This window comes from Arthrobacter sp. NPDC058130 (assembly GCF_042884475.1).
In the GTDB taxonomy this organism is placed as follows: domain Bacteria; phylum Actinomycetota; class Actinomycetes; order Actinomycetales; family Micrococcaceae; genus Arthrobacter.
Genome location: NZ_JBHVTV010000003.1, coordinates 333,034 through 358,761, shown reverse-complemented (window position 1 = coordinate 358,761; position 25,728 = coordinate 333,034). Strand labels below are relative to the sequence as shown.

Genomic DNA, 25,728 nt, shown 5'->3' with positions numbered 1-25,728 from the left:
CCTTCTGTGAGGTGGTGCCGGCCGGATTCGACGTCGGCCGGCCGGCACCACGCGGGACTGCTGGCGGCCTAACGGCCGAGGGCGCTGAAGTAGATCTGACCGTTGGCCAGAGGCACGGCCCCTGACAGACCGGTCTTGGTGACGAGTACTCCCCTGGTTTCGACGAGGGACAGGATGGCTGCACCGTCGTCAACCAGGGAGGCCATCTTCTTGAGAAGAGTGGTGCGCTTGTCTGCTTCCGTGTCAGGCGTGGCGGCAAGTTCGCTGCGCGCCTTGTCGAACTCAGGGCTGGACCAGCCGGTGCTGTTACTCGGGGCGCCAGTTCCATAGAAGGCGTAGCTGTAGAACGCGGGGTCCGCGATCACAATCGGTTCGGAGTAGAGCACCGCCTGGTAGCGGCCTTCGAGCAGCGCCGTAGAGAAGTCGGTCGAGCTGGCAACGTTCTGCAGTTGGACGTCGATCCCGACGTCCTTGAGCATGGATTGGAGCAGGACTGCCGACTTGGCGGCCACCGGGCCCGGGCGGGTGGCACTGTAGCTGAGCGTCATCGGGAACCCATTGGCATACCCGGCCTCGGCCAGGAGCTTCTTGGCTTCGTCCTTGTTGAACTTGTAGATTGCGGAATCCTCGACCATGGGGAAGATGGATCCGGCGGGTTGGCCGAAGCCGGCATACGCACCCTTGATCAGTGCTTCACGGTCGATTGCCAGGGAGACGGCGTGACGAACCTTGGGATCAGCCAGCGGGCCGGTCTTTGTGTTGATCATCATCGTGTCGCGGGTCTGGCTGGCGCAGTCGAGGACGGTGACGCCCGGCGCCTTCTCCAGGGACTTGTACTGGTCGTACTCGAAGCCGTTGGCCACCTGGACTTCGCCGGATTCGACCAGCTGGCTGCGGGTGGCGGTGCTTTGGACGGCCTTGACAGCCACGCGCTTCACAGTCCCGCGCGTGCCTTCCCACTTCGGATCAGCCGTCACAGTCAGTGAGGCACCTGGCGTGAATTCTTCAAGCTTCCAGCCGCTGTAATCGGCCAGGTTCTTCGACAGCCAAGCATTTGCGGTCGGATCTTCCGCGGTGACGTGCTTCTTGGCCTCGGTGCTGTCGTGGACGTAGAACAGGTTGTTTTGCAGGGACTCTTCGGTGTACGAGGTCAGTGCTTTGGTGTTGAGCTGGACGGTGTGCTCGTCGATCACCTTCACCAGGTTGTCGACGTTGAAGCCGCTGCTCTTCAGCGTGCCCTTCATGACCGGCTGCCGCTTCATGCCGATATCGAAGCTCCATCGGATGTCTTCGGCCGACAGCGTGTTACCGAATTGGCTGGTGAGCTTGCGGAGCGTGACCACAACGCCTGTGCCGTCCGCGCTGGGCTTGGCGCTCTCTGCCAGCCGACCGGACAATTCCGTGGACGGCGTGGGGCACGTCTTGCCGTCGCTGGCTCCCGCTTTGTACTCAAGGAGCTGCGATCCAAGGCCGGTAAGCACCACGTGCGAGGCGCTGCCTCCCCAGGGCGACGGCGTGAGGCTGTCCGGCAAGGCTCCGACGGCAACAACAACACTTTCGATGGACGGGTTGACTGCAGCCTGCGGTGAACCGCCGCAGGCGACAAGGGATGTGGCGAGGGCGACAGCGGCGCCCCCAGGGAGCAAACGCAAACGTTTCATAACAGTGACTCCGTCTATTGGGGAAGCTACGGCTGAACAGTTTCGTATCGGTAAGCCTGCTTGTGGCCGGCCCGGATGATGGGCTCCACGTCGCGGATGTTGCTGATGAAGTTGCCGTGAGTGGGTGCCACGGATTTGACGCCGATCTCATCAATAAGATGAAGAACGCGGTCATAGACTGCGTCGGCGTCATTGGCGAAGCGGGCCCAGTACAGGGCGCTTCCGGTAAAGAAGGCAGCATTCTCGACGGCGATGGGCACCTGCAGCTCGCCGGTGGTTAATCCGCATTCGCCCGGGAGGTGTACCGGGTCTTCGTCATCGAGCTCGGGGCGGTGCATGTAGCAGAAGCCGTCGGCGGTGAAGAGCACGCCGGCTCCAGGTGCGAACCCCCATTGGGTGTTGGGCAGGTCCCGGATGAGGGCCTCCACCACCATGAACTCCTGCCCGCCCAGATCGATCCGGTCTCCAGGCACCCTTGCGTGGAGGTTCGGCGCGATCTGCGGGTAGAAGAGGTGGTAGTCGCGGATGTCGCCTACCACCTGGATGTCCGGGTACTTCTCCACGAGCCGCGGAAGGTTTCCGGTGTGGGGAAGCTCGGGGTGCGTAGGAAACACGTAGGTCAGCTGCCGGCCGTCCAGCAGCTCATCGAGTGTGCTGGAAATGATGGGCCAGCTGGACGGGTTGCCCGTGTCGACCAGGATGGACGAGTGCTCGCCCTGAACGAGGTAGGTGGAGTTGTGGCCGTGGATCACACGGTCCGCCAGGTGGAACGGGAGGCAGGAGCTCATCCACGTGACGCCGTTCGCAACGCTGCGAGGGAGGTCGCTGCTCATTGTTTCTACGAGTAGTTCTTCCATGATGATCTCCTAAACCAGCTGCGGGGTGAGCGCGTCGAGCATGAAATCGAGGTGGCGCCGGACCACATCGCGTCCCTTCAGGACGCAGCCGCGTGACGGGGCGATGACCTCGGGGGCCAGGGTGTCGAACTTGTCCTGAAGCCATTCCCTCAGGGGCTCGCAGGTGGAGCGCGGGATCCATTCATATTTCGCATAGAGGTGGCCGGCCACCTGTTCCACCGTGGTGGTGTCCTCGACCGTGGAGTCGATGATCCGCCGGCCGTCCGGCCGGTCCATGACGCCATGGGTGAAGGTGTCCGAGGTGAAGAGAGTGCCGGTTTCCTTGTCCCAGCCCCAGAAGGTGGGCAGGAGGCGCAGCAGGGGCGATTCGACTTCCAGCACGCGGCCGGGAGCTATCGCGATCGAGGCCGTCCGTGCCATGGAGTCACCCTCTTCGGTGCGCTGTGCGTCGATCTGGTGGCGACGTCCCCGCAACGCCAGACGGCTCACGTCGTCGAAGGCATCGAAGGGATTGATGACCCCTCCGGTGAAGAGCCGCTCGATGTCGAACCTGCCGGCGATCGGCTCAAGGTTGGAAACACAGTCCATCTCGCTCCGGGTGAAGAAGATGGACACTCCCCCGCCTTCGCCGATGAGCCTTGCCAGGTCGTCAAGGATCTGGTTGCCGTGGATGGCCAACCCGGAGTCGATCAGGAGCCTGGATGAGCCTTCGGTCAGGAGGTAGGCGTTGGACGGCTGGAATCCTGTTGCACCCTGCGGAACCCAGCTCACGCGGCCGTCGAGCGGAATGCTTCCGCCGAGGACCGTCAACTTCTCTGAATGCAATGGAGTGAACATATCTTCAATCTATTGAATATTGATGGTTTGTCAAGGATTTTCTTGCGGCGCAGGTTCTTAACCCTGCTGCACGGCTGGTTCCGCCGCGGGGCGCAGGGCCGACGGGCTCTTCACACCTCGGATGACGTTGTTGCGCGTGCGGGGATCCAGGAGCGTGATGAGGGCGTCCAGGAGGACATAGCCCAGGAGGCTCGTGGCACCCATGATGAGGACGAACCCCTGGATGACAGGCACATCGCCCTTGAGGACACCATCCAGGGACCAGCCGCCGACGCCGGGCCAGGAGAAGACGCTTTCGATGATGGCCGCGCCGCTGAGTGCTGCGGCAAACAGGAGGACCATGTACGTCATTAACGCCCCGCGCACGTCGCTCAGCGCATAACGGAACACCTGCAACGGCCTCAGTCCGCAGGCCCTGGCGAATTCGATCTGGGGCGAATTCAGGACCTGGAGTAGGCCCGTCCGCACGGTCTTTCCGAACGGAGCCGCGAAGAACAGGCCCATGGTGATGATGGGCAGGACGGCTCTGCTGAGGATGGATTGCACCGTTACCCACTGCCCAGCGATCAGCGCGTCCATTGCAACGGATCCCGTCACCCCGGGCGGCGGAATATCGGCGCTGGACAGCATGCCCAATGGGGCAGGCGCCAGATGGAGCTGCTGGTAGAAGATAAACAGCAGGAGGAGGGCCAGGACAAACTCCGGCATGGCCATCAGGACCGAGACGCCGGCGGTGAAGGCCTTGTCGGCTCCCCGTCCATAGCGGTAGGCCGCCAGAGTGCCCGTTCCCATGCCGATGAGCAGCGCCAAGACGAGACCTGGAACCAAGTAGACCAGGGTATTGGGCAGACGGATCCAGATCTCCCCCGCGACCGGGCTTCCCGTGAAGAACGAATTCCCCAGATCCCCGCTCAACGTGCGGCCCATGTACTCCAGATAGCGTTCCCAGAACGGCTTGTCCAAGCCCAACTGGGAATTGATCCGGGCGACATCTGCCGGAGTGGCATATTCGCCAAGCAGTGCCACTGCCGGGTTTCCGGGAAGCAAGGAGACCAGGCCAAAGCTCAGGGTAATGAGCCCCAAGAGGAGCAAGAAGGCAATGACAAGGCGGGACAGGACGTAGCGGATCATGCCATGGCCGCCTTTCCTTCAGGGGCGTATGGGATGGGAGGCATTGCCGCGGACATCAGGGCCTGCGTGTAGGGCTGCTGCGGATGGGAGAGAACATCGTCGGTGGTGCCCGTTTCAACGAACCGTCCCCGGTGCATCACGGCTACGCGGGAACAGAAGTGCCGGACCGTCTCAATGTCGTGCGAAACGAAAACGTAGGTCAGGCCCCTCGCAAGCTGCAGCTTCGCAAGCATCTGCAGGATGGACGCCCTGATGGTAAGGTCCAACGACGACGTCGGCTCGTCCAGGACCACCAAGGTGGGATCCGTGACGAGGCACCTGGCGATTCCCACCCTCTGCTGCTGCCCTCCACTAAGGTTGGCCGGGCGGCGGTTCAGGAAATCCTGCGAGAGCCCCACCTCTTCCAGCGTGTCCGCGACCCGGCGCAAGCGCTCGGCCCGGGATCCGTACGTCTTTGCGACAATCAGGGGTTCCTCCACAATCTGACGGACGGTCAGCCGCGGATTCAGGGATGGGAACGGCTCCTGGAAGACAATCTGCCAGCGCCGGCGCCGGTTCCGCATCTGCGCCTTCGACAACGCACGAATATCCTCGCCTTCGAGGAGGATCGTGCCCGAATCAGCCTCGCTGAGCCTCAGGATGAGGCGGCCAAGGGTTGATTTGCCGGAGCCGCTTTCGCCGATGATCCCCAAAGTCTCGCCGCGTTCGACGGAAAGTGAAATACCGTCTACTGCTGCCACGAGCAGTCCCTGCGGACTTTGGAACGTCTTCCGGACATCCTTCAATTCAATGATGGGCATAGTCAGATGCTCCTGGATTCGGAGAGTTCAGTGGAAAGGGTGGAGCCGGCTGGGAGGGGCGCCGTGCTGCCTGAGACAGCTTTCGGCGGGACGACGGAATTGAGCAGGGAGACGGTGTAGGGATCCTGGGGCCGGACGAACACTTCGGACACCGGACCCTGTTCAACGATGCGGCCGCGGTGCATCACCAGGACGCGGTCGCAGTAATTGGCCACCACTCCAAGGTCATGAGTGACGATCAGCATCGACCGGCTGCTCTCCTTCGTCAGCCGGGCGAGAGTGTCCAGCACCTGCCGCTGCACGGTGAGGTCGAGCGCCGTCGTCGGTTCATCCGCGATGACCAGGCGGGGGTTGAGGTACAAGGCCATGGCGATGACCACGCGCTGGGCCATGCCGCCGCTGAGCTCGTGCGCGTAGCCGCGCATAAAGTGTTCCGGGTCGTTGACTCCGGAGGAGGCCAACAGTCCGAGGGCCCTGCCGCGCGATTCGGCGACAGCTTTGAGCCCGTGCGCCTTGGCGATGTTCGCGAACTGTTTTTCGATGCGCACCACCGGGTTCAATGCACTGAAAGGGTTCTGCGCCACGAAGCCGATTTCCTTGCCCCGGATATGGCGGATCTCCCGTTCCGGCAGGCGGATCAGATCCTGGCCGTGGAACTCGGCAGTGCCCTCCACGACTCGTCCCGGCGGCATGAGCAGCTTGACCACCGAGCGCACCACAGTGGACTTGCCCGATCCTGATTCGCCCACGACACCCACGATTTCGTTGGCGCCGACTTCGAAGGAGATGCCATGGAGGACGCGTGTGACGCCATCCCGGGAGTGGAACTCCGTCACCAGGTCCCGCACCTGAAGTCCTGTTGTCATCGCGCCCGCTCCACTCGCTCGATCTTGGTTTCGATTGCTCCGGCGATCACATTGAGGGAGCCTATGGCCAGGAGCATGGCGGCTGTGGGGAATGCTGTCGCCCACCATTCGCCCCGGATCAGCATGGTGACGCCGTCGTTGATCATGGCTCCCCATGTCGGTGTCGGCGGCTTCACCCCCACGCCGAGGAAGTTCAGCGCGGCAATGGTTCCCAGTGCGTTGGCCGCCGTCAGTGTTGCCTGCACCAGGACCACGCCATACGCGTTGCGGAAAATGTGATTGAACGCGATGCGGACCGGCGAGCAACCGATCGCCGCCGCGGCCTCCACGTAGCGCGCCGAGCGAAGGGCCATGGCCGCAGCCCGGGAAAGCCGCACGAACCGTGGCGCCGCAACAATGGCGATCGCGAGGACCACGTCCGTTGCCCCGCCGCCCATGAGCTTGATAGAGACGACGGCGATCACGATGATCGGCAGTGCGGCGAAGGCGTCAATGACGCGCATGATGGCCTCGCCCAGCCTGCCGCTCGTGGCAAACAGCCCCAGGGGGACGCCCACCAGCAGCGACAGTGCTGTGGCGGCGAGGGCGACGGGCAAGTCCAGCTTTGCGGCCTCGATGGTCCGGGAGAAGATATCCATTCCGTTTCCGTCGGTGCCGAACCAGTGCGTCCCGTTGGGCGCGATGCCGATCGCATCCGTGTCCGGACGCATGGGGTCGTGCGGCAGCGGGGCCACCAATGCCATGAGGGGCAGGCCCACAATGATGACCACCGCAATGGCAGCCATGACCGGACTGGACCGGTTGATCAGGAGGGTCTGGCCGCGGCGGGCCCACGCCACCGCCCGAAGCCCGGGTGAGGTGCGCGGAAGACCTTGGATACTCATGGGGCCTCCGCGTGGAGTCGGCCGGCAATGGAGACGGGGTCGACGTGGACGCCAGGGCTCGCAATGAGTCCACTCGCAATGTATTGAAGATCGTCCTGCTTCAGGACCTGTGGCTGTGGCATGTTCAGCTCCCTGCTCGGGCCTTGATCGGCGACTGCCTCATATCAAAGTCTCATCACTTTATTGAATTTGACTGTAGCGCCAAGTGTGACGAATTGCACTCCTTTTCCGGAAAATCAGGAATCCAACCGGAAGTGGCTGTACTCCCGCCGGGTCCTCCGCAGTCCCTCCAGGGAGGCCCTCGAGGGACTAAACGTGAGCCGGCCAGCAATGGGTGGGCCATTGACACGGCACTCAAGTGACTTCAATATAGTGAGCAAGTACCGATTGTGATGAAGCTGGGGTGCTGTCGACGCCGCCAGCACCCACGGAACAGATGAGGAACGGAACCCACGATGCCCAACTTTCAAGAAGCAGCAGCCTCAGTAGCCACCCGGCAGCCCACACAGAGTCAACCGGTGAAGTACCTGCTCCACGATGGCGAGCTGGTGGACTACGCCGACGCCCGGCTCCATGTGCTGAGCACCTCGCTGAAGTACGGCGTCGGAGTCTTTGAGGGGTTCCGCGCGTACTGGAGCGAGGACGAGCAGCAGCTGTACGCGTTCAGGGTGGCCGACCACATGAAGCGCCTGACCGATTCCATGAGGGTGGTGGAGATTGACGGGCCGCAGGACATCGGCGAACTCGGCGGTCAGCTGCTGGGGCTTATCCGAGCCAACGAGCTGCGTGGCAACCTGCATATGCGGGCCCAGGTGTTTGTCGATTCCAAGGATGGCAAGCCCGAGGACACCGGACCCTCCACCGTGTTCATGGCGGCCATTCCCATGGGCAACTACTTCGGTTCCACGGGCTTGAATGTGCAGATCAGCAGCTGGGCCCGCCTCTCGGACCGGTCCATGCCGCCCCGGGTGAAGTCGATTGCCAATTACCAGAACGGCCGGCTCGCGCTGCTGGAAGCCAAGCGCAACGGTTACAACGCTGCGCTGCTGCTCACGGAGAACGGACACGTTGCCGAAGGCGCCGGCTACAACGTGTTCATGGTCCGCCAGGGAAGGCTGTGCACTCCCCCGATGACAGACAGCATTCTCGAGGGAATAACCCGGGACACCGTCCTGCACCTCGCCCGCACGGAGTTGGGCATCGACGTCGACATCCGCCCCATCGACCGCACCGAGCTGTATTCGGCGGACGAGGTCTTTGTGTGCGGCAGCGCGGCAGAGGTCAACCACGTCGCGTCCGTGGACCGTACCACCATCGGCGAGGGATCAGCCGGCGACATCACCCGCAGCCTCCAGGATTTGTACCGCCAGGCCGTCATCGGACGTGTAGCCGCGGACCAGAACTGGGCCACGCCCGTTTACCCGTCCTGAGAGAGGAGACACCCATGCAAGAATCCCAGGCGCTGCAAGTTCCGGGCCGGGGGTTGGCGCGCGCCGGCTACCAGGACGCCTCGCTGTCCTTTGAAGCGAGCGTCGAACCGGTCCTCACCGTCAACCAGGGCGAGCATTTCTGGCTGGAGGCGCGGAGCCTGCTCACTGGAGGCCTCTTCGAAGGGACCGGCGAGTACGAGAAGCTGTCCATTCCGGTCACCGGACCCGTTGCCATCCGCGGGGTGAATCCCGGCGACGCGCTGCGCGTGGACATCCATGAGATCACGATCGCCAACCGCGGTGCGATGGTCACCTTGCCCGGCCGGGGCGGCTTCACCGGGGGCCTCGGACGGGCAGGCCACGTGCTGGAGATCGTGGACGGCCAAGTGGTGTTCGACGGCAGCATCACCATCCCCGTCCGGCCAATGGTGGGAAAGCTGGGGGTGGCACCCGTCGGCGCCGGCCCGAATTCCAGCACCGTGGGAATCCACGGCGGCAACATGGACTGCAAGGACGTGACGGCGGGTTCCGCCGTCGTTCTTCCCGTCCAGGTGCCCGAAGCGATGCTGTACGCCGGGGATCTGCACGCAGCACAGGGCGACGGCGAGTGCTCGCTGACCGCCGTCGAGGTTGAAGGCAGTGTGCGGCTCTCCTGCACGGTCGTTCCCAAGACTGCGGTTCCGAACGCTGATGCCGGCATCCGGCGGCCTGTGGTCCTCAGCGGCGGTTCCGTCATCACCATTGGCGACGGCGACACCTTGGACGAGGCGGCGAGACTCGCCTTGGACGACATGCTGGAACTCCTTCAAACAGACCGGCAATGGGCGCGGGAGAAGACCGCGATGCTGCTCAGCGCGGCCGCGGACGTGTCCGTCTCGCAACTGGTCAACGCCCGCGTGTCGGCCAAAGTCACCCTGTCCTCGCGCTATTTCAGCGCCGAACCTTTCACCCTTGATTCTTCCGACACTAAGAATGCGCAGGTCTCCCATGTTTGATCTCCTCCTGACCAATGGATTGGTCGTCACGCCCTCCGGTGCCGAACGCCTGGACATCGGCATTGCGGAGGGCAAAATCGTGTCGCTCCGCGCGTCGGGCGCGGGCACACCCGACGACGCCCGGCGCGTCGTGGACCTGAAAGGCCAGCTGGTGGTGCCCGGCGGCGTCGATCCGCACGTGCACACTAACTCGGTGCTTCCGACAGCGGCGGAAAGCGGCATCATGTGCTTCGGGCCCGACCGTGTGAGTGAGGGCGCCATTTACGGCGGCACCACCACACTGGTGGACTTCGCGCATTGGAAGCCGGGCGACGAACTGTCTGAGTCGTTCGCGCGGAAGTCGGCCGAGTGGGCCGGCTCCACTTACACGGATTACGCTCTGCACGGGACGTTCAAGGAACCGGAGATCCCTTTCGAGGTGCTGGAGCAGGTCCCGGATGCGGTGGCCAGCGGGCATGGCAGCTACAAGGTGTGGATGACGAATACGACGCCGACGCGGCCCAAGCAGAAGACGGACCTGGGCAACATGTGGGGGCTGATGGAGCAGACGGCCGCTGCCGGCGCGATGCTTGCTGTGCACGCCGAGGACGACGACATTGTCATGTACTCCTACAAGAAGCTCCAGCACCAGGGCAGGACCGGCCTCGAGTACATGCACCACGCCCACAACAACCTGTCCGAGAAGCTCTCCTTCCAGCGGGCAATCACCCTCGCCCACCATGTGGGGGCGCCCATCTACCTGATGCACGTCAGCGCGCGCGAGGGCGTGGAAGCCATCCGCGAGGCACGCGGCCGTGGCCAGGCGGTTTACGGGGAGATCCTTCCCCACTACGCCTACTTCACTGCCGAGGACTACAAGGAGAAGAACGGCGCGATTTATCACACCTACCCGTCGTTGAAGTCTGAGACGGACCGGGATTCAATGTGGGAATCGTTGCTGGATGGCTCGCTGAGCACCTTGGCCACCGACGGCGTATGCACCGACCTGGATGTGAAGACGCGCGGCAAAACCATCCTCGACGCGACCGGCGGCCATGCCGGCGTTGAGATGCGCATGGCGGTGGCGTACACCGAAGGCGTCGCAAAGCGGGGCCTGGATCTGACGCGCTTTGTGGACATCACCTCTGCCAATGCCGCGAAGATCCTGGGCCTGTACCCGCAGAAGGGTGTGATCGCCGTTGGCAGCGATGCCGACCTGGCCGTGTTGGACACCAAAGTGGATCGCCGGATCACGGCCTCGGACCTTCACGAGGCGGACTACACGCCGTGGGAGGGCTACCGCGTGGCGGCCTGGCCGAGCATGACAGTACTGCGCGGGATCGTCATGGTGGAGGACCGGAAGCTGCTGACGGGCCCTAGTGGGTCGCTGCTCAAGCAGCGCGTGTCCAGCGATGTTCTCAACCGGCCGGCATGCTGACCGTACCGGATTCCCTTGCCGCACATAGCGCCACCGCTGTCACGCTACGCAGCTCCTCGGACTGCATAAGCGCCCGCGTAGCGGGACGCCAGAGGTCTTCCGAAAGCTAAAGCGGAACGCAGCAGCGCTGCGGGGAGAATGCTCCCAGTGTCCGGCTGATGTCCCGGGGTAGCTATTTGCCGCGGCTTGGCCGGATTCCTCGTACTTCGCAGGCACTATTCTGCGGACGGTCCCGAGACGACCACCCCTGCTGGCATTCACCGACGACGGCCACCGTCGCCTTCGCATTCAATCAATCACGCACCCCGCCGATCGCCGCTGACGGCTGTCTCTGATGACGCGCCAGAGAAATCAAGGACGGCCAAGGTAGAAGAGCCTGCTCAGGCAGTCATGTCGAAACCCGTGCATCCGGTTATGGACGGATATGACTGACTACCCAGCAGGAACAGCGACGGAAGAAGACTACGATCACGCGCAGGTCCCTGCCGCGGACGCTTCTGGAACAGTCCACGCAGTACGGGCCGGGCGTCCCGTCACAGCATTCGGACAGTCGATCCGGCCATGACCCGCAAGAAAAGACGCAAGAACCAACCCAAAAGTCATGTCACACCGGACTCGTGGCTGCATGAACCCGTGTCGGGAAATAAGCAATGGAGGGAGCCACCCAACAACCACGGCCTGACTCGCAGACGGGTGTGGACAATGTACACACGACCTTTGGCCGGACAAAGCGGCGCCAACCTCTTCCCCTGCCCCTGGACAACAACGAACAGGGAGAAAAGATCTTCAAGAAATCCCCTTAGGTCATGTCATCACAACACCCCACGGCATGAATAGGTACAAGACCAACTACGGCAACCAGAGCAAGCCAGATAGGAGACTCGAATGACCTCACATCCCAGCAGGCGGAGGACCAACCGGCCAGGGCTCTTAACCCGCCACCCAAACAACTTCACAGGCCACCACGGCGGCCAGGCACCAGCGGCGACAAGCGTCAGAGGGACCCAAACAGGGTGAATGTACACACGTTAAAGCAAAAACCCCCTCTGACGAGGGGGAAATGCTGTGCCCGAGGTGGGACTCGAACCGGGCTCCACACGCCGGAAACCCGCCGCTTCCCCCGAAAACCTCCCCAATCCGGCGCAGTCCGGCACCGGTACGGCCCGATCCGAAGCCCCAGGTGTGCACACTGTGCACACCCTCTTTTTTGACCACTTCGCCGCACCGTACGGATAAGAGCCGCGGCCCTTAAGATCCGGAAAGTCTTGCCTGCTGCGCAACTTCATTCCGCCGCGTATCACCAACCCCAAGTGCCGTGGCCGGGTCCCGGCGAACGGCGTCCACCGATCACCGACGCCCGGCGCACGTCTCAAGCCCGGAATCAACAAGAATCATGACGCCTCACCTCCGTTCAGACATCTCATCGCCGAAAGAACGGAGACCTGCAAGACGACTCTGCCTAAGGAATATGGAGTGCCGGCAGCCAAGCTCAGCGCGACGAGGGCGTCCGAACTCTTCACGGCATCCAGTGCCACCGTCATAAACCAGCTCATTCGTGCCAGGCACGACGCTTGGCATGTCGAACCGGATACACCGCTAATTCCACAGTCCCGCCTTCACCGAGCAAGTAGCGGTCGCGAATCGGCCGGGAACTGCACCGCAGGCCCGGGTCCTGCTTTCAACAAGGCTCGCGGGGGCTGTCAGCATCCAACTTTGGACAGGATCGCCGTCATTGCAGCCCGGACGCCAGTGCTCAGGGTGGGTTCCAGGGCGGGGGCGAATTGTGGCGAGTGGTTGCCGGCGATGTGCCCGTCAGCCTTGAGCGTCTCGGCGGTATAGCCCCCGAAGGTCCAGTAGACCGAGGGAACAGAGATAGCTGTTGCGAGTGTGCCGAAGTCTTCGCTGGCCATCATCGGCGGAATCTCGCGGACCTCTTCCTCTCCGATCATGACCCGAAATTCCTGGATAAGTTGATCTGTCGCCGTCGGATCGTTGTAGCACAGCGGAAAAGAATACAGCTCCTCAATTTCAGGGGGCGGCGCGGAGGAGGCTTCTGCCTCCGCACGGATGATTCGGCGGATTGATGCCAGCACGGCTTCGTGCACTTTCTGGTCGAAGGTCCGTACGTTTAGGGTGAACTCGGCCATGGCGGGAATGATGTTTTCCTTCAGGCCCCCGTGGAAGGTTCCGATTGTCACGACTGCGGACTGCATGGGGTCCAGCTCACGCGACACAATTGTCTGCAGCCGGACCAAGATGTGGGCCCCGAGCACGATCGGGTCGATCGCTTCTTGCGGCTGGGAACCATGCGCCTGACGGCCGCGCACGGTGACCTTCCAGGAAGTGGCCATGGCCATAGCGGTACCGCGGCTGATGCTTACCGTGCCCGCCAGACTCGGCATGACGTGCTGGCCATAGATTACCTCCGGTTTTGGAGCCCGGTTCCACAGACCATCGTCGACCATCGACTGGGCTCCGGCGGCCGTCTCCTCCCCCGGCTGGAACAGGAAGACGAGTGTCCCGCTCCAGGCATCGGTGGCACCCGCGAGCAAGGCCGCCGCAGTCAGCGCTGCGGTGATGTGCATGTCGTGACCGCAGCCGTGCATTACCGGAACCTGAGTCCCGTCAGCCAAGGCACCGGTGGCCTGACTGGCGAAATCAAGTCCCGTTTCCTCCTTAATCGGCAGACCGTCGATGTCGGCCCGGAAACCCACGACTGGCCCCACGCCGTTGCGCAGTACGCCGACGACGCCCGTCCCGCCACAGCTAAAGGTCTCGGCTCCGATGGCAATGAGATGGTCGCTAATGAGCCTAGCGGTCCGATGTTCCTGCATGGACAGTTCGGGGTTGGCGTGCAGATGGCGGTACAACTTGTGCATCCGTAAAGTTTCCTCATCGGTGAGCTCCAGATCCCGCAAGGCATTGCCAAACATGTGTTGCCCTTCTTCGATTCGGTATTTTTTGCTGTCCAATGTCGTCGTAGTCGCGGCCGCCAACCATCAAGGGCGCTCTGTGGAGCACTTGAGGGACGGCGGCAGTCGGCTGTGCGCGCTCCACCCGCTGGAAAATCCCGCACAGCGGGGTCGGTGGAGGGGCGATCCGAGGCTCCAATGCGGTGGCCTCGTCATAGCCTGGCAGCTTCCTCGCTTATTTTGCCGCCTTACGCCAGCGGCAGACATCAGCGTTGGTGGACGGCTTCTGCATGCCACCGGGACGGACCAATCTGATCTTGAATCGCGGCCGTCTCGGTATCTTCCAGCACCCGGAGGACATTGCCGAAAGCGAGGCTGCGCAGGTCAGCAGGCGACCAGCCCCGTTCGGCTAGTGCTTCAATGACCGTCGGGTAGCCGGCTACCCCGGAAATTCCGCGGGGCAGTTGTTCGATGCCATCGAAATCCCCTCCAATGCCGAGATGCCGGGGTCCTACTACTTCCCGTGCGTGTTCCATGTGTCTAACGATGTCAGCGATGGTGGCCTGCGGAGCCTGGTTCTGCGAAGTCCACCGGGCAAATTCTGCGGCCGCCGCTTTGTCCTCTTCCACCTGCCCTGCATGGAACCCTGTCCGAAGGCCGAGTCTCCGCCGGACCTCATCAGAACGTCGCTCGTAGTCCGCGCAGGCCTCTGAGATGAAGGCGGGAACGAATGTAAGCATGAGCACACCGTTATTTCCAGGCAATCTCTCAAGCACGGCATCCGGCACGTTTCTGACGTGGTCGGTGACGCCGCGGCAAGATGAATGGGAGAAAATTACAGGAGCAGCGCTCGTATCCAGCGCGTCATACATCGTCTGCTCGGCTACGTGAGATAGATCAACTATCAGACCGAGACGGTTCATTTCGCGGACCACGCGTCTGCCGAAGTCGGTGAGCCCATGGTCGACCTGTTCGCCCGTCGCCGAGCGCGCCCAGGGCGTGTTGTCGTTATGTGTGAGAGTCATATAGCGGACCCCGACACGTCTCATCATCCGAAGCACGCCAAGCGACGCGTCGATGGAATGCCCTCCTTCTATGCCCATAAGCGAGGCAATTTTTCCCTCTGCGACGGCGCTTCTTACGCCGGCGGCAGAATCCACCAGGCAAAAGGTCTCGGGATTCTTGGAGATGATCCGGTGTACGCAGTCGATCTGTTCGAGTGTCGCCACGACGGCGTCGGCCGGCAGCATGTTGGACGGGACGAAGACCGACCAGAATTGCGCACCGACCCGGCCTTCCCGAAGCCGCGGAATGTCTGTGTGCAGCTGGGGCTGGTGCTGCGATAAGTCGATCTCCTCGACGCGGGAATCGAATTTCTGCCGCAGGGCCCACGGTAAGTCGTTATGGCCGTCAAATACCAGCGTGTCGGTCAGCGCGGAATGGGTCCAGAACGATGTCATCGCGCGGCGCTCAATTCCTCTAAGGCAACCCATGGCTCATGGAGTCCGAAGGCCTTGGGGCCAAAGACTTGCAGCGCTTCCGGGGTCCGCATGATGGCAGGAGTCGAGATTCCGTAGACGGCCACCCGCTGTCCGAACCGCAGGGCCTCGGAAGTGATGGGTGTCCCCAGATCAACATCAACTATCGTAATAAGGTCCGGAACAATGGCAACCACTGCACCATTCTTGTGTGCAATGACGTTCTCGTTCCGGAACTGGATCCGCATCTCGTCGCCGCCGTCAAACGACTCCAAAGTGGCAAACCCCTGGGTGAACCCGTCCCTGACGAACCTCTCAACGTCAACGATTTTTCCCCGCAGGAGCACGGTTCCATGACCGTATATTGTGTCCTTCAGGAAGGCGCTGAGTTCTGCCAGCGGATCAAGATGCTTGTCCTTGGCCGTACGCAGAGTCCGGCCGATATTGAGGGCCAGTGTGACGGTGTTGCGGATCGCAGTACGCTTGACGTCTGCTCCGCTCATTGGATACTCGGCGATGTATGCCGCGCCCCCCATCTTGATGGTGACCGCGCGGGCGAAAGTCTCCATCCTCTGGTTGTCCTGGCCAGTATCGACGATGCACGTGTGTCCGTTTTCGTCAGAAACAGCGAGCGGTGATCCGGACACTCCATAGACTCCGAACGTTTCCATTTGAAGCTCCGGGAAGGCTCGCCCCATTCCGTCGCCGTCCACCACCGGGATACCCGCTTCGGCGGCGACGACAAGAGGAATCATGGAATTCAGTCCGCCGCACTCCATGGGGATTGTTGCATCGGCTGTTTTTCCGAGGTGTTTCTCCAAGGCACGGAGCGACCGGACTGCCTCCGTGCCGGCGGGGACTTTCTCGACTACGACAGTCGGAGCGCCCATCATGGCCGTGGAAATGACAAAGTCATCGTCATCAAGTTCGGTCGGATCGAGGATTTCGATCTTCTTTCCGTTTTTGAGGCATTCCTCGACGAGGAGGCGGCCGATGAGCGGATCTCCGCCGCCGCCTGTACCGAGTATTGCCGCGCCCCGCGCCAAGTCAGGGACGTCGTCTAGTGACAGATAGAAACCCATGTTGTTCTTCCTTCTACTTCTTGCAGTCAGCGTTTCGGGTGGGGCTATTTCGACGCCGGCAGGTCGCCGACCGCTTTGACGCGTACCCGGGACGCGTTTCCTGGCAGATAGGCCAGGGGCAGCTCATCGATCTCCACGATTTGGACAGTGCTGGCTTTGGCTCCGGCAGAGACGGCTTTGCTGATTGCTTCCTCCCGGGCCTGGTCGAGCACTTCTTCGCGCTTTCCCGCCGGGATAGCAAAGATACGGTCGACTTCGCCACCGACTTGGGCTATAGCGGCGCCGATGGCATTCGCCACTCCGGAGTGTCCCGGCCGGGCAACGTCACTGGCGCAGGCCATCTGTTCCGGTACCAGGAACGCTCCGCCGCCGACGGCAACCACCGGGACGAGATCGGAACTCGTGCGCATCCGGTCTACCGTCTCCGCGATCCTTCGGTGGATTTCGTCTTTGGCCGCGTTCACCATTGAAGGATCCAGATGGCTGACACGGACGGGGTCACCGATCTCCGCATCACCCGCCGCGACCATGATGTCGGTCGCTGTCAGAGTTTTGCCTCCGAAAACGAGTGCCTCCTCCGTGACTCTGTAGCCAACACTGTCCGGCCCGACGGTCACACCGTTGTCGAACCTGATGCGGCTGCCGCCGCCGAGGCCGACGGACAACACATCAGGCATACGGAAGTTGGTTCGGATTCCCGCCACCTCGATTTCTGTTGCCGCTTCGCGCGGAAAGCCGGACTGGAGAACTCCGACGTCCGTCGTTGTTCCGCCAACGTCGACCACAATGCAGTCTTTGAGGCCCGAGAGGTACGCGGCGCCGCGCATTGAGTTGGTCGGTCCTGAGGCAAAGGTGGCCACTGGGTATTTTCGGGCGAAATCCACATCCATTAATGTGCCGTCGTTCTGGCTCAGGAACAGCGGGGCGTGGATGTTCAGCGCCATCAGGGATTGATCGAGTGAGGAACACACATCTGCTGAAAGCTCACGAAGGGCGGCGTTGATGATTGTTGCGTTTTCCCTCTCGAGAAGCCCCACCCTGCCGATTTCGTTGGAAAGGCTGATCGGAAGTTCCGGAAACTCGGCGTTTATGATTTCCGCTGCCCTCTGTTCGAACTCCGAGTTGACCGGGGAAAACACGGACGAGATTGCGAAACTGCGTGCACCTTTGGCCACGGCGTCCTGGGCTGCCCTGCGTATCTCGTCATGATCGATCGGAGAGATTTCCCGCCCGTCGAACTCGTGTCCGCCGTGGCACATGTAGGGCAAGGCGTGCAGCGCTTCAGTAATCCGTGCCGGCCAGCCCACGAACGGCGGCAGTCCGCCAGTTGCAGGAAGTCCGAGCCGGATTGCCGCCGTCGGCGCCAACCGCTCGGCTTCGACTAGTGCATTGATGAAATGCGTGGTGCCGATCATGACGGCGTCTACGTCGGCAGGATCAAATGAGTACGCGCTCTGTAGTCGGCGGAGGGACCCGGTAATCCCCTGTCCGACGTCACTCATTGTCGGACTTTTTACACCTGCGAGGACCTCGCTTCCGTCAATTAGTACCGCGTCCGTGTTGGTGCCGCCGACATCGATGCCTATCTTCACTTGTATTCCTCCTGCAGTGCGCGTTTTTCAGTAATCGATGGGCGTGAGAGCGCCTCTTCGGATGTGCCTCTGATCAGGCCGAGTTTGCCCGCGATGACGTAAAGAACCAGGGAAGCACCAAGCGAATTCAGGGATCCCACCCCCCATGGCAGGAACGTTCCGATCAGCACCGAGGCGGCCCAGACCACCAAGGTCCCAACGACCCACGTTGGCTCTGTTGCCGGCAGGCCGGGGGCAGATGCGGATAGGACGCTTCGCCATTTCTTTACGATGTAATATTCGGCGACCATGATGCCGGCGATGGGGGGAAACGTGACTCCGAGCAGGATCAGGAAATTCACAAAGTAGTTCAGTATTCCGGCAGCGGCGAGTGCGCTGCCGAGGATCCCGATAAAGATGGTGACGCTTGTGCGGCTTACCCGCTTCTTGAATACTGTCTCGACGAAGTTCACAATGCCCAGGGATGCCGAGTACAAGTTCCAGTCGTTCATCTTGATCGTGCCGGCAACGATGATGATTGTGCCGACGAACCCGCTGCTGGACGTGACAATTGCGATGATGTCGTTGGTCTTGAGTGCGTGGGCAAGGAGAACGCCGGCGATGGCCACCATGAATTCCCCGAGGGTGACACCGAGGAGTGTCTGCTTGACGACATCGGAGGGTTTGCGGTTGAAGCGCGTCATATCGGGGGTGATTACCATGCCGACTATGAATCCGCCTGCCACCAGTGTTGTCCCGGCGGCCAGGCTAAGGACCGGGCCCGGGGCCGGCTGGTTAACCAGATCGCCGAGGTTGTGCATTTGCAGCTCAGAGACAATCGACCAACCGGCGAGCAGGAGGAACGCGGGGATCGTAATGTACGCGGTCCACGCCATGCTCTTGAAGCCGTAAATGACTATCGCGGTCACGGCGCAGCCGACCGCAAGGGACCACGCCCATGCGGGAATAGCGGGCGCCAGCTTGGCAAGCCCTTCAGCGGCCACGCCGCTTTGGACACCAAACCAGCCGACCAAGCTAAGTGAGATGAACAGGGCGATGATGCTGGATCCATGGCGTCCAAAGCCGGTCCATCTAGCGAGAACCGATGTCGAGAGGCCTTCTTTTTGTCCAAGGATTCCCGTCATGATGGCAACCACCTCCAAGATCACTGAGCCAAGGAAGATGGCGAGCAAGGCGGTGGGAAAGTCCATTCCAAAGCCCAGGGCTGCACCCAGAAGGAACTGAGAAAGCGCTGACATCTGGCCGAACCTTTGAACCGCCACCGACCACCAGCTGTAGCGGGCGTGGTCAGGCACACGCTCTAGGGCGTAGTCTTCCTCCCCCGCGTGTTTCTTATCAGTAGTTGTTGCCATCGGTACTCCTTGGCTATGAGGTACCTACCCGGAAGAGATCAGGGGTAGGAGGGAATGAATAGAAGCTACGGCCCGTGGCGGTCGTTATCAATGGTTCCTCTGACTACTAAATACACTCAGGGTGTGCATACTTAACACATTCGTCCCCCACGCACGCATCCGAAGGAGGCAGCCATGTCTTGGCTCCTAACGGCCACGGACCTCGAAGCGTTAGAGTTTGGCGCAAGAATGCAGGGCTCGGGAGGGGCCGGAGACACACATGCCATGTCTCTCTTAACTCGGAATCTGTTGGAACATTGCGGTGGCGTGACTGTATTTCGGCCAAGTAAAATCCTTCCTGGCGATGTCGTAGTGGCCGTTGGCCTGGCGGGATCGCCACTGGCCTTCAGCGAAAAGCCCAGCGGACCGGAGCCTTACGTAAGTGCTTTTGAAGCGGTCGCCCAAGAATTTCCAGGGCGGCGAGCTCTTGTCTGTGCCTTCGAAATGGCCGGGATCAATGCCTATGCACCGATCCTGGTGGCCGCGGCCCTGGGCATCCCGCTGGTCGACATGGACGGCATGGGGCGAGGACTCTCAGGACTGCACCAGACAACTTTCAACGCGCATAATGTCTCGATGACTCCTTGTGCCCTCGTAGACACTTCGGGGAGACGCATCGAAATTTCAGGATCAACCGCCGAAGAATCCGAGCGCGCCCTGCGCGTTCTCATGGGATTGTTTGGCGGCTGGGTGGCGTTCGCGGGGTACCCCATGGATGGGCGACAGGCTAGAGAAGGCGGCATAGGCCAGACGCTTCGACGAGCTTTGGAGCTTGGACGCCAGTTCCAGCAGTCCAGGAAACTAACGCAGTCCGTGAGTGAGGCGATATCCCATTTTTGTTCCCACACTGCGGGATGTCTCTTTGTGGGGCGCGGGAGTGTTGTGGACGTTCACTGGGAACCCGCCCCCCGTGATTCCGGTGCCGGGGGACAGGCCAAAGGAACGATGATTGTTCGGGCCGCAGGAAGATACCTTCGAATCGAGGCACAGAACGAATTCCTGCTGCTCGTAGACGAAGGCCGGCTGCTTGCCAAGGCCCCCCAGATTATCTGCCTCCTGGACAGCCATACCGGCATTCCCCTCCTCAGCGAGCGTATCCTGCCCGGTTACGGGGTAGACGTCGTTGTCTTTGAGGCCCCGGGCGAATGGAGCGCCTCTGCTGCGCAGGCCTTGGTCGACATTTCCGGCTACGGGTACCCAATCCCTTCCCTTGAAGTCTCGCTGTGACAGCCCGGCTGGCCCTTCGGGAACTGCTGCGGTGTCCGATGCTGCTGAACAGCTCCGTGATTTTGGAACACCCCGTTTCGAACTTTACGTTCATCTGCATTAACGAGATCAGCGCCAGCGGCGCCGCCACCACTGCCTATCTTGATCCACCAGATGAAGCGCAGGTCAGCAATCTCGAAGGCATCTGGATATCCTCTTGGATTCCCTCCTATGCCCTGGAAATTCTGCTTCCACAGCTGAAGCGAAAGGGCGTGGGCGTGGTGATCCTGATACCAACCACGCCACAGGACTTCCAATCAGTCTCGGAGTTCGGCCTATCTACCCTGGAACTTGCGCGAAAACTGAAAATGAACGTGGTTGCGCTCCACCAGCCCCAAGCGACTGTGGCCGTGGCCGCATCCCTCAGCAGGTTCATGGGGTCGGATCTCTGGGCACGGTCCATTAATATGACGGCCTTCACCCACGCCGTCCACCAGATGGAGCCTAGCCCTGAGGGCGTCGTTTCTGAGCTCAGAAAGTATGTCAACGCGCGGATAGCAGTGATCAATTCGCTCGGCCTGCCACTAGCGGGCGCCGTGGAACGTCCGCTCGCATTCGGCAACATCGGGGCGTCGCCCTTGTTTGACCCCAGCCAGACCCCAAACCTCATATCGGTTCCGTTGCCCCCGCTCATGGAAGACGACGACCCAGCGCTTTGGATACTCGCGGAATTCCAACCTGACGCCCCGCCCTTCGAGCTGGAGGCGGCACAAGAACTCTTGGAATTAGGGGCCCTTTCGTTGCTCAGGTGGCTCAGCCGTCAACGCTTCGCGAGCGAGCAGTTTCAATCCGCAAGATCCGCGATCGTTTCACAACTCGCTGTCGCTGGCGGAGCAATTCCGGATCACGTCATCTCTCAAGCTCTCAGCGTCGGCTGGAACTTAAACGGATGGCACACCCTCATAAGCGTTCGTGCCCCACGGAAATCCCTGGCCCACGACATCGGACGAATGCTTCCAGCCGCTTTGAGCCGGTATGACTACACAGTGGACTCGTCCGAATACATTGATCATTGGCTTATCTGGGAAACGCGGCAGGACCAACCAACGAGGGCAGACTACCGGGATTTCGTCGCCGCTCTGGATTCCCTACGACCACCGCCAGACACAGGAATCGTTTTTGGCGTCGCCAGGCCACGACTTGGACCGGAAGGATTCGCAAGAAGCATCGCCGAGGCTGAAGACTTCGCTCGACGAGCAAGCTCTAGCAAAGGCGGCCGGCAGATTGTGGACGCCCAGGAATCCGCCGCCACCCAGTTGATCCGCACTACGCTCCATGATCCCGCACTGGTTCGCCAAGCCACGAAGTTTCTAAAACGACTCTCCGAACCAGACGCCGACCATCTGAGGAAAACGCTGAACACGTACCTTCAAAGCGAATCTAACCTCGCGGAAACGTCGCGCGCCCTTGCAGTCCATCGAAACACGGTGGTCAAGAGAATCGAAAAAATCGAGGAACTACTGGATGCACCGCTCGAAAACCCTGACACCAAATTTGCCTTGCGCATCGCGCTGAGAATCCTGGAAATTTCTGCCACCGAGTAGGCGCACGTCCGGCAGCAGAGAAAGGGCTGGGCCTGGTCTTAGATAAAAGTTCGCGTCGCTGAAGCACATGGCCCTGTTGTTGTGGATGTTCTTGGCACATTCCTCAATATGGGGTTTCGATGCTTGACGGTAAGGACAGCGCGATCAGGAGGTCCTCATGTCCCGCGCTGATGCCGCTTTGACTTCATGCCAACGTTTGCGCGTTGCGCGTTGCGCGGCTCACCATAGAAGACGGCTGGCCGGTTTCCAGGGCTGCGGAACAGTTCAACTGCTCCTAGCCGACGGCCAAACGTTGGGCGGCGCGCTACGCCGCGAAGGGTGAGGTGGGGTGCTCAGACGGGCCCTGCCCTAGTTAGCTGCCCGCGGCGTCATCGTCGAACGGGTCCTCTCCGACGACGCCGGGTAGCTTGACGAGAGGGTCCCTGTCGATCAGCAGATGCTTCGGCGTCTCTTCATTCCCTCATGTAGTAGACGCCGCAGGTCACCATGAGCAGGCATCGAGGGAAAACCCTCGGACCAGGGACGAAAGGCGGTGAGCTTCGTGAACTGCACGTACGGCCATGTTGACTCCCCGGCGGGCATGCTACCCGCGCCAGAGCGCTTGTGCGTGTCAGGCGGCACCCATTCCCTGGAGATTGGACACAAGTCATGTCGCCCTCCCCCCATGCCCACCATGAACATGCAGGACAGACACCACGAGTAGAGAAGGAGAACCACGGTGAGCAAGCAACGACGCACAAAAGAAACCCACACCCGGTTCCTCTCAGGTCATGTTGCCCACGCCAAGGACGTCCATGAACAGGTAGGGAACGACAAACCGTCGCTCCAGGTATGGAAGGAGGCACCCGGCCACAGCAGCGGCCACCAATAAAAAAGGCCCCCGAAGGGCCCACACAACAGAATTTGTGCACACTCAGAGGCTAACAAGCCCCTGAACAGCGAAAACACGTGCCCGAGGTGGGACTCGAACTGCATTCCCGCCCGTGCAAACACTGGGAACTCCCGGAAACATAACGAATCCGGGCCTGTCCGGCACCAGTACGACCCGGTCCGACGCCCAAAGTGTGTACTTTGTACACACCCCAAAATTGGCAACCGACGACGCTCTGCCATATCCGCTTGGATCCCTTGAAGTGCCAGACGATAGCGGAAGTTAATCTTGATTGCCTAAGGCAACTACGATAACTTCTCGACCCCCGCGCCCGCTCAATCGCCCTCGGCCGCCAGCCACTTCGTCGACCACCGAGGCGAACCTTTTGAAAAGCACTGGGACTTTCCGCATGCCTATCCCGCGCTACAGAAGGGCAACGCGTGTATCAGGGCGTCAACGTGCTCTCTTGGGTCGCTTGGCACGGATTTAGCTCACTCTCGATGAGGCATAAGACCCAGTCTCGACCGGAGTGGCCAAATTCTCAGCCTGTTCGGAGACAACGCGCGTTCCGGGTTCGGGACGGCGGGGATAGCCGAGCCAGTAATCCCTGTATTCCGAGGCGAAGCCCTCCCGGAAACGAAGCATCTCGTTTGGCGGAGCAAAAACCGCTCCCTGCATTAGGTAGTTAGGGACAGCCAAGCTTGGCAGCTTAGCCCATTCGTATGCTGACGGAGACGAAAAGCTGATGGCTCGACCATTCGAAACAAGCGTGGTGGTAGCTCCACCCCAGGCATTGACTTGCGAGGATGAAATTGAAAATGTCCCTCGAACGCACCCGATGGACTCGAGATGATCCAGTGCCGCCCGAGCTTTTCGCAACGCCTCCTCGACTTCCCCGACGGTCGGAATGCGCTGCTTGGCGTGAAGAAGTCCGTTGCGGGCAGTCATGATCCCGGAGTTTTTAAGTTCGCTTCCCACGTCTGCCAATGTCTTCACAAGACGAACCTGGGACTCAGGAAGTAGATCTAAAAAGGGGTGTAGATGCCGGAAAGGGAACTGCTGCAGTTCCGTCTTTCGCGAGTACTTGGGGTAGGAGGCTTGGTCCCGCAGGTAGATTTCTGGATCTTCGCGCAGCCTGTCGAGTAGCTTGGACAGTCTCACAAATCCTTCAACGATTGCGCTTAGAACTGGTTCGTTGGAAAGTTGGTTGAGATCCTCGTCCTGCTCGATGGATCCGTTCAGCGTTTCAACGGTAAATTCCCGCGCCACAGACTGGAAAAAGACGAAGGGATCTTCGCTGGCGTAATGGTCCGTGAGGAGTCCCCAGGCTGCAAAGGACAGCGAGTCGAAGAGGAAGCGTTCAAGGCAGACGAAGTAATCCGACGATGCCGCACGCAACCCCTCGGCTGTACTGGCGAGATCAACTGAAGCGGTCTTGGCTAAGCTTTCCAGCGAATGGTGAAGCTGCCAGTATTCGTCTCTTAGATCAGCGGACCTGGGTAGCGGGAAACCAAGCTTCCATAGGATCGCGTCACGAAGAGCAGTATCTTCCTGCTCCAAGGGAATGCCTAGTTCCTTGCCTACGCTGCTCGCATTAGTTCGTCTAGAGAGGATCAATGTCTCGACCACCTGTTTGGGCTGGGAAGTCCGAAGGAACTCTTCGAGGCGCTCTCTCGCGGTCTCCCCGCGCGTTCCCCGGAGGATCCACGCCAGCTCGTCCATTTCGTCTGGCGAATCAGTGTCGAAGAGCGAGCGAGCCAACGAAGACAGTCGGAGAAGAGGGAGATCGGCATCGGCACTGACTGCGCGCGTACCAAGTCGGCTCAGTTGGGCTCGTAACCGCCAAGCACCCGATCGGCTTCCGCCGTTAACGCGCGGACGGCGGATTTCATCAGCTGGGACCTCAATTACCCCCTCTCGGACAGCTGAGTCTACGATTTTGGCCAGCGTGTCATCGTCGAGCATGAAAAGCATTTGCAGGAGTTGCGAGCGGCCCATGGTCGCAGCCTGGTCTTTAATCTTTCCTGTCAGTGCAAGCTCTGCAGCCGCTTCCTGAAGTTTTCCTTGGGTTGTTGATGCAGCGTGGGTTATCAGGAGCCGAAGCTCTGCATCACTGAAGGCGTCGCCGATCAAGTGACATATGGTCGCGGTGTTTTGAACGGCATATGCGTTAAAGTCATTTTCCGTGAAGTCAGACACGAACCTGTTCCACTCCGAGGGGTCCTCGCTTATTTGGTCGAGGACCTTGTTCAGGGATGGACGAGATTTATTCACTCCTGCTTCGCTGCTGGTCGTTAGCTGGACACGATGGACAAGGCCGCAGGCAGTATCAGCGCAGTGTTGAAGCGGAACAGATGTCGTTGGAGTCATCCGCCTGCTGAATTCGCGCCGGCGTATGCCGTATGGCCCTAATAGGTAGTGGCCGGCTTGGAAAACCCCTTGGTGCGCTCCGTCAAGAAGCCGCAAGGTGTCTTCGTGGCTAAGAAAGTCGCGTTCTTCAGGGAATAGAGCAGCCGCCCGCTGGTAGAGATCACGTCCGAAGATGAAGGGGAAACGAAGCGCGCCCGACTCAATTTCTGCTGAGATCGCGCTGGCCAGTAGATCCAGATCGATCTTCTGGATGTCCACGAGGGGTTCGATATGCACGAGTCCGAGCAAGGCTAGAACGTTGGCATCCTTAGCGTTCACCTTCTCGCGTGTTGTCAGCTGCGTGC

At 61.0% G+C, this 25,728-nt stretch carries 18 protein-coding genes; 5 read left to right on the top strand and 13 right to left on the bottom strand.

Translation table 11 applies throughout. The features are described from left to right. Positions 1–68: 68 nt before the first annotated feature. Genes ACFVTM_RS09295 through ACFVTM_RS09265 form a run of 7 tightly spaced genes read right to left on the bottom strand, consistent with a single transcriptional unit; the run spans position 69 to position 7,036 of the window. On the bottom strand, positions 69–1,661 hold the full coding sequence (locus ACFVTM_RS09295; protein WP_390203144.1) for an ABC transporter substrate-binding protein: 1,593 nt from the start codon (positions 1,659–1,661) through the stop codon (positions 69–71). Between the two features lie 26 nt (positions 1,662–1,687). Continuing rightward, positions 1,688–2,518: an MBL fold metallo-hydrolase gene (locus tag ACFVTM_RS09290; RefSeq protein WP_390203143.1), complete on the bottom strand. Its 831-nt coding sequence runs from the start codon at positions 2,516–2,518 to the stop codon at positions 1,688–1,690. A gap of 9 nt (positions 2,519–2,527) precedes the next feature. Continuing rightward, positions 2,528–3,355: a hypothetical protein gene (locus ACFVTM_RS09285; protein ID WP_390203142.1), complete on the bottom strand. Its 828-nt coding sequence runs from the start codon at positions 3,353–3,355 to the stop codon at positions 2,528–2,530. A gap of 57 nt (positions 3,356–3,412) precedes the next feature. After that, entirely contained in the window at positions 3,413–4,486 is a 1,074-nt protein-coding gene (locus ACFVTM_RS09280) for an ABC transporter permease (RefSeq protein WP_390203141.1), read from the bottom strand. Then, positions 4,483–5,286: an ATP-binding cassette domain-containing protein gene (locus tag ACFVTM_RS09275; RefSeq protein WP_390203140.1), complete on the bottom strand. Its 804-nt coding sequence runs from the start codon at positions 5,284–5,286 to the stop codon at positions 4,483–4,485. Before ACFVTM_RS09275 ends, ACFVTM_RS09280 begins: the two co-directional genes overlap by 4 nt. Before the next feature lie 2 nt (positions 5,287–5,288). Further along, positions 5,289–6,152 (bottom strand): ABC transporter ATP-binding protein, encoded by an 864-nt coding sequence (locus ACFVTM_RS09270; RefSeq protein ID WP_390203139.1) that lies wholly within the window; start codon positions 6,150–6,152, stop codon positions 5,289–5,291. Continuing rightward, positions 6,149–7,036: an ABC transporter permease gene (locus ACFVTM_RS09265; protein WP_390203138.1), complete on the bottom strand. Its 888-nt coding sequence runs from the start codon at positions 7,034–7,036 to the stop codon at positions 6,149–6,151. The genes ACFVTM_RS09270 and ACFVTM_RS09265 overlap by 4 nt, the downstream gene beginning before the upstream one ends. A gap of 518 nt (positions 7,037–7,554) precedes the next feature. On the opposite strand from ACFVTM_RS09265, the gene ACFVTM_RS09260 reads away from it, so the two are divergent. The 3 genes from ACFVTM_RS09260 to ACFVTM_RS09250 are packed head-to-tail and all read left to right on the top strand — an operon-like array spanning position 7,555 to position 10,878. Further along, positions 7,555–8,466: a branched-chain amino acid transaminase gene (locus tag ACFVTM_RS09260; RefSeq protein WP_390203137.1), complete on the top strand. Its 912-nt coding sequence runs from the start codon at positions 7,555–7,557 to the stop codon at positions 8,464–8,466. A 14-nt stretch (positions 8,467–8,480) separates the two neighbouring features. After that, entirely contained in the window at positions 8,481–9,461 is a 981-nt protein-coding gene (locus ACFVTM_RS09255; RefSeq protein ID WP_390203136.1) for an acetamidase/formamidase family protein, read from the top strand. After that, positions 9,454–10,878, top strand: coding sequence for a dihydroorotase family protein (locus ACFVTM_RS09250; protein WP_390203135.1), 1,425 nt, complete (start codon positions 9,454–9,456; stop codon positions 10,876–10,878). The genes ACFVTM_RS09255 and ACFVTM_RS09250 overlap by 8 nt, the downstream gene beginning before the upstream one ends. 1,700 nt (positions 10,879–12,578) lie before the next feature. On the opposite strand, the gene ACFVTM_RS09245 is transcribed toward ACFVTM_RS09250, so the two are convergent. The 5 genes from ACFVTM_RS09245 to ACFVTM_RS09225 all read right to left on the bottom strand — a co-directional run bounded on the left by ACFVTM_RS09245 (position 12,579) and on the right by ACFVTM_RS09225 (position 19,294). Continuing rightward, complete coding sequence (locus tag ACFVTM_RS09245; RefSeq protein WP_390203227.1) at positions 12,579–13,811, bottom strand: amidohydrolase; 1,233 nt, start codon at positions 13,809–13,811, stop codon at positions 12,579–12,581. Between the two features lie 245 nt (positions 13,812–14,056). After that, positions 14,057–15,250, bottom strand: a complete 1,194-nt coding sequence (locus ACFVTM_RS09240; RefSeq protein WP_390203134.1) for a dipeptidase — start codon at positions 15,248–15,250, stop codon at positions 14,057–14,059. After that, positions 15,247–16,350, bottom strand: a complete 1,104-nt coding sequence (locus ACFVTM_RS09235) for a DUF917 domain-containing protein (protein WP_390203133.1) — start codon at positions 16,348–16,350, stop codon at positions 15,247–15,249. The genes ACFVTM_RS09240 and ACFVTM_RS09235 overlap by 4 nt, the downstream gene beginning before the upstream one ends. A 44-nt stretch (positions 16,351–16,394) precedes the next feature. Next, the gene (locus tag ACFVTM_RS09230) at positions 16,395–17,942 is read right to left on the bottom strand and encodes a hydantoinase/oxoprolinase N-terminal domain-containing protein (RefSeq protein WP_390203132.1); all 1,548 of its coding nucleotides are present in this window, start codon (positions 17,940–17,942) and stop codon (positions 16,395–16,397) included. After that, positions 17,939–19,294, bottom strand: coding sequence for a purine-cytosine permease family protein (locus ACFVTM_RS09225; protein WP_390203131.1), 1,356 nt, complete (start codon positions 19,292–19,294; stop codon positions 17,939–17,941). Before ACFVTM_RS09225 ends, ACFVTM_RS09230 begins: the two co-directional genes overlap by 4 nt. A gap of 174 nt (positions 19,295–19,468) precedes the next feature. Between ACFVTM_RS09225 and ACFVTM_RS09220 the strand changes: the two genes are divergently transcribed. Further along, a complete protein-coding gene (locus ACFVTM_RS09220; protein ID WP_390203130.1) occupies positions 19,469–20,560 on the top strand; it encodes a DUF917 domain-containing protein in 1,092 nt (363 codons plus the stop codon). 38 nt (positions 20,561–20,598) lie between these two features. After that, positions 20,599–22,143, top strand: a complete 1,545-nt coding sequence (locus ACFVTM_RS09215; protein ID WP_390203129.1) for a PucR family transcriptional regulator — start codon at positions 20,599–20,601, stop codon at positions 22,141–22,143. A gap of 1,357 nt (positions 22,144–23,500) precedes the next feature. Here ACFVTM_RS09215 and ACFVTM_RS09210 read toward each other — a convergent pair. Then, the gene (locus tag ACFVTM_RS09210) at positions 23,501–25,642 is read right to left on the bottom strand and encodes a hypothetical protein (protein WP_390203128.1); all 2,142 of its coding nucleotides are present in this window, start codon (positions 25,640–25,642) and stop codon (positions 23,501–23,503) included. Positions 25,643–25,728 lie beyond the last annotated feature (86 nt).

Coding starts and splice junctions, on each gene's coding strand:
- ACFVTM_RS09295 (WP_390203144.1), bottom strand. CDS start 1,661: ATGAAACGTTTGCGTTTGCTCCCTGGGGGCGCCGCTGTCGCCCTCGCC.
- ACFVTM_RS09290 (WP_390203143.1), bottom strand. CDS start 2,518: ATGGAAGAACTACTCGTAGAAACAATGAGCAGCGACCTCCCTCGCAGC.
- ACFVTM_RS09285 (WP_390203142.1), bottom strand. CDS start 3,355: ATGTTCACTCCATTGCATTCAGAGAAGTTGACGGTCCTCGGCGGAAGC.
- ACFVTM_RS09280 (WP_390203141.1), bottom strand. CDS start 4,486: ATGATCCGCTACGTCCTGTCCCGCCTTGTCATTGCCTTCTTGCTCCTC.
- ACFVTM_RS09275 (WP_390203140.1), bottom strand. CDS start 5,286: ATGCCCATCATTGAATTGAAGGATGTCCGGAAGACGTTCCAAAGTCCG.
- ACFVTM_RS09270 (WP_390203139.1), bottom strand. CDS start 6,152: ATGACAACAGGACTTCAGGTGCGGGACCTGGTGACGGAGTTCCACTCC.
- ACFVTM_RS09265 (WP_390203138.1), bottom strand. CDS start 7,036: ATGAGTATCCAAGGTCTTCCGCGCACCTCACCCGGGCTTCGGGCGGTG.
- ACFVTM_RS09255 (WP_390203136.1), top strand. CDS start 8,481: ATGCAAGAATCCCAGGCGCTGCAAGTTCCGGGCCGGGGGTTGGCGCGC.
- ACFVTM_RS09250 (WP_390203135.1), top strand. CDS start 9,454: ATGTTTGATCTCCTCCTGACCAATGGATTGGTCGTCACGCCCTCCGGT.
- ACFVTM_RS09245 (WP_390203227.1), bottom strand. CDS start 13,811: ATGTTTGGCAATGCCTTGCGGGATCTGGAGCTCACCGATGAGGAAACT.
- ACFVTM_RS09240 (WP_390203134.1), bottom strand. CDS start 15,250: ATGACATCGTTCTGGACCCATTCCGCGCTGACCGACACGCTGGTATTT.
- ACFVTM_RS09235 (WP_390203133.1), bottom strand. CDS start 16,350: ATGGGTTTCTATCTGTCACTAGACGACGTCCCTGACTTGGCGCGGGGC.
- ACFVTM_RS09225 (WP_390203131.1), bottom strand. CDS start 19,294: ATGGCAACAACTACTGATAAGAAACACGCGGGGGAGGAAGACTACGCC.
- ACFVTM_RS09220 (WP_390203130.1), top strand. CDS start 19,469: ATGTCTTGGCTCCTAACGGCCACGGACCTCGAAGCGTTAGAGTTTGGC.
- ACFVTM_RS09215 (WP_390203129.1), top strand. CDS start 20,599: ATGCTGCTGAACAGCTCCGTGATTTTGGAACACCCCGTTTCGAACTTT.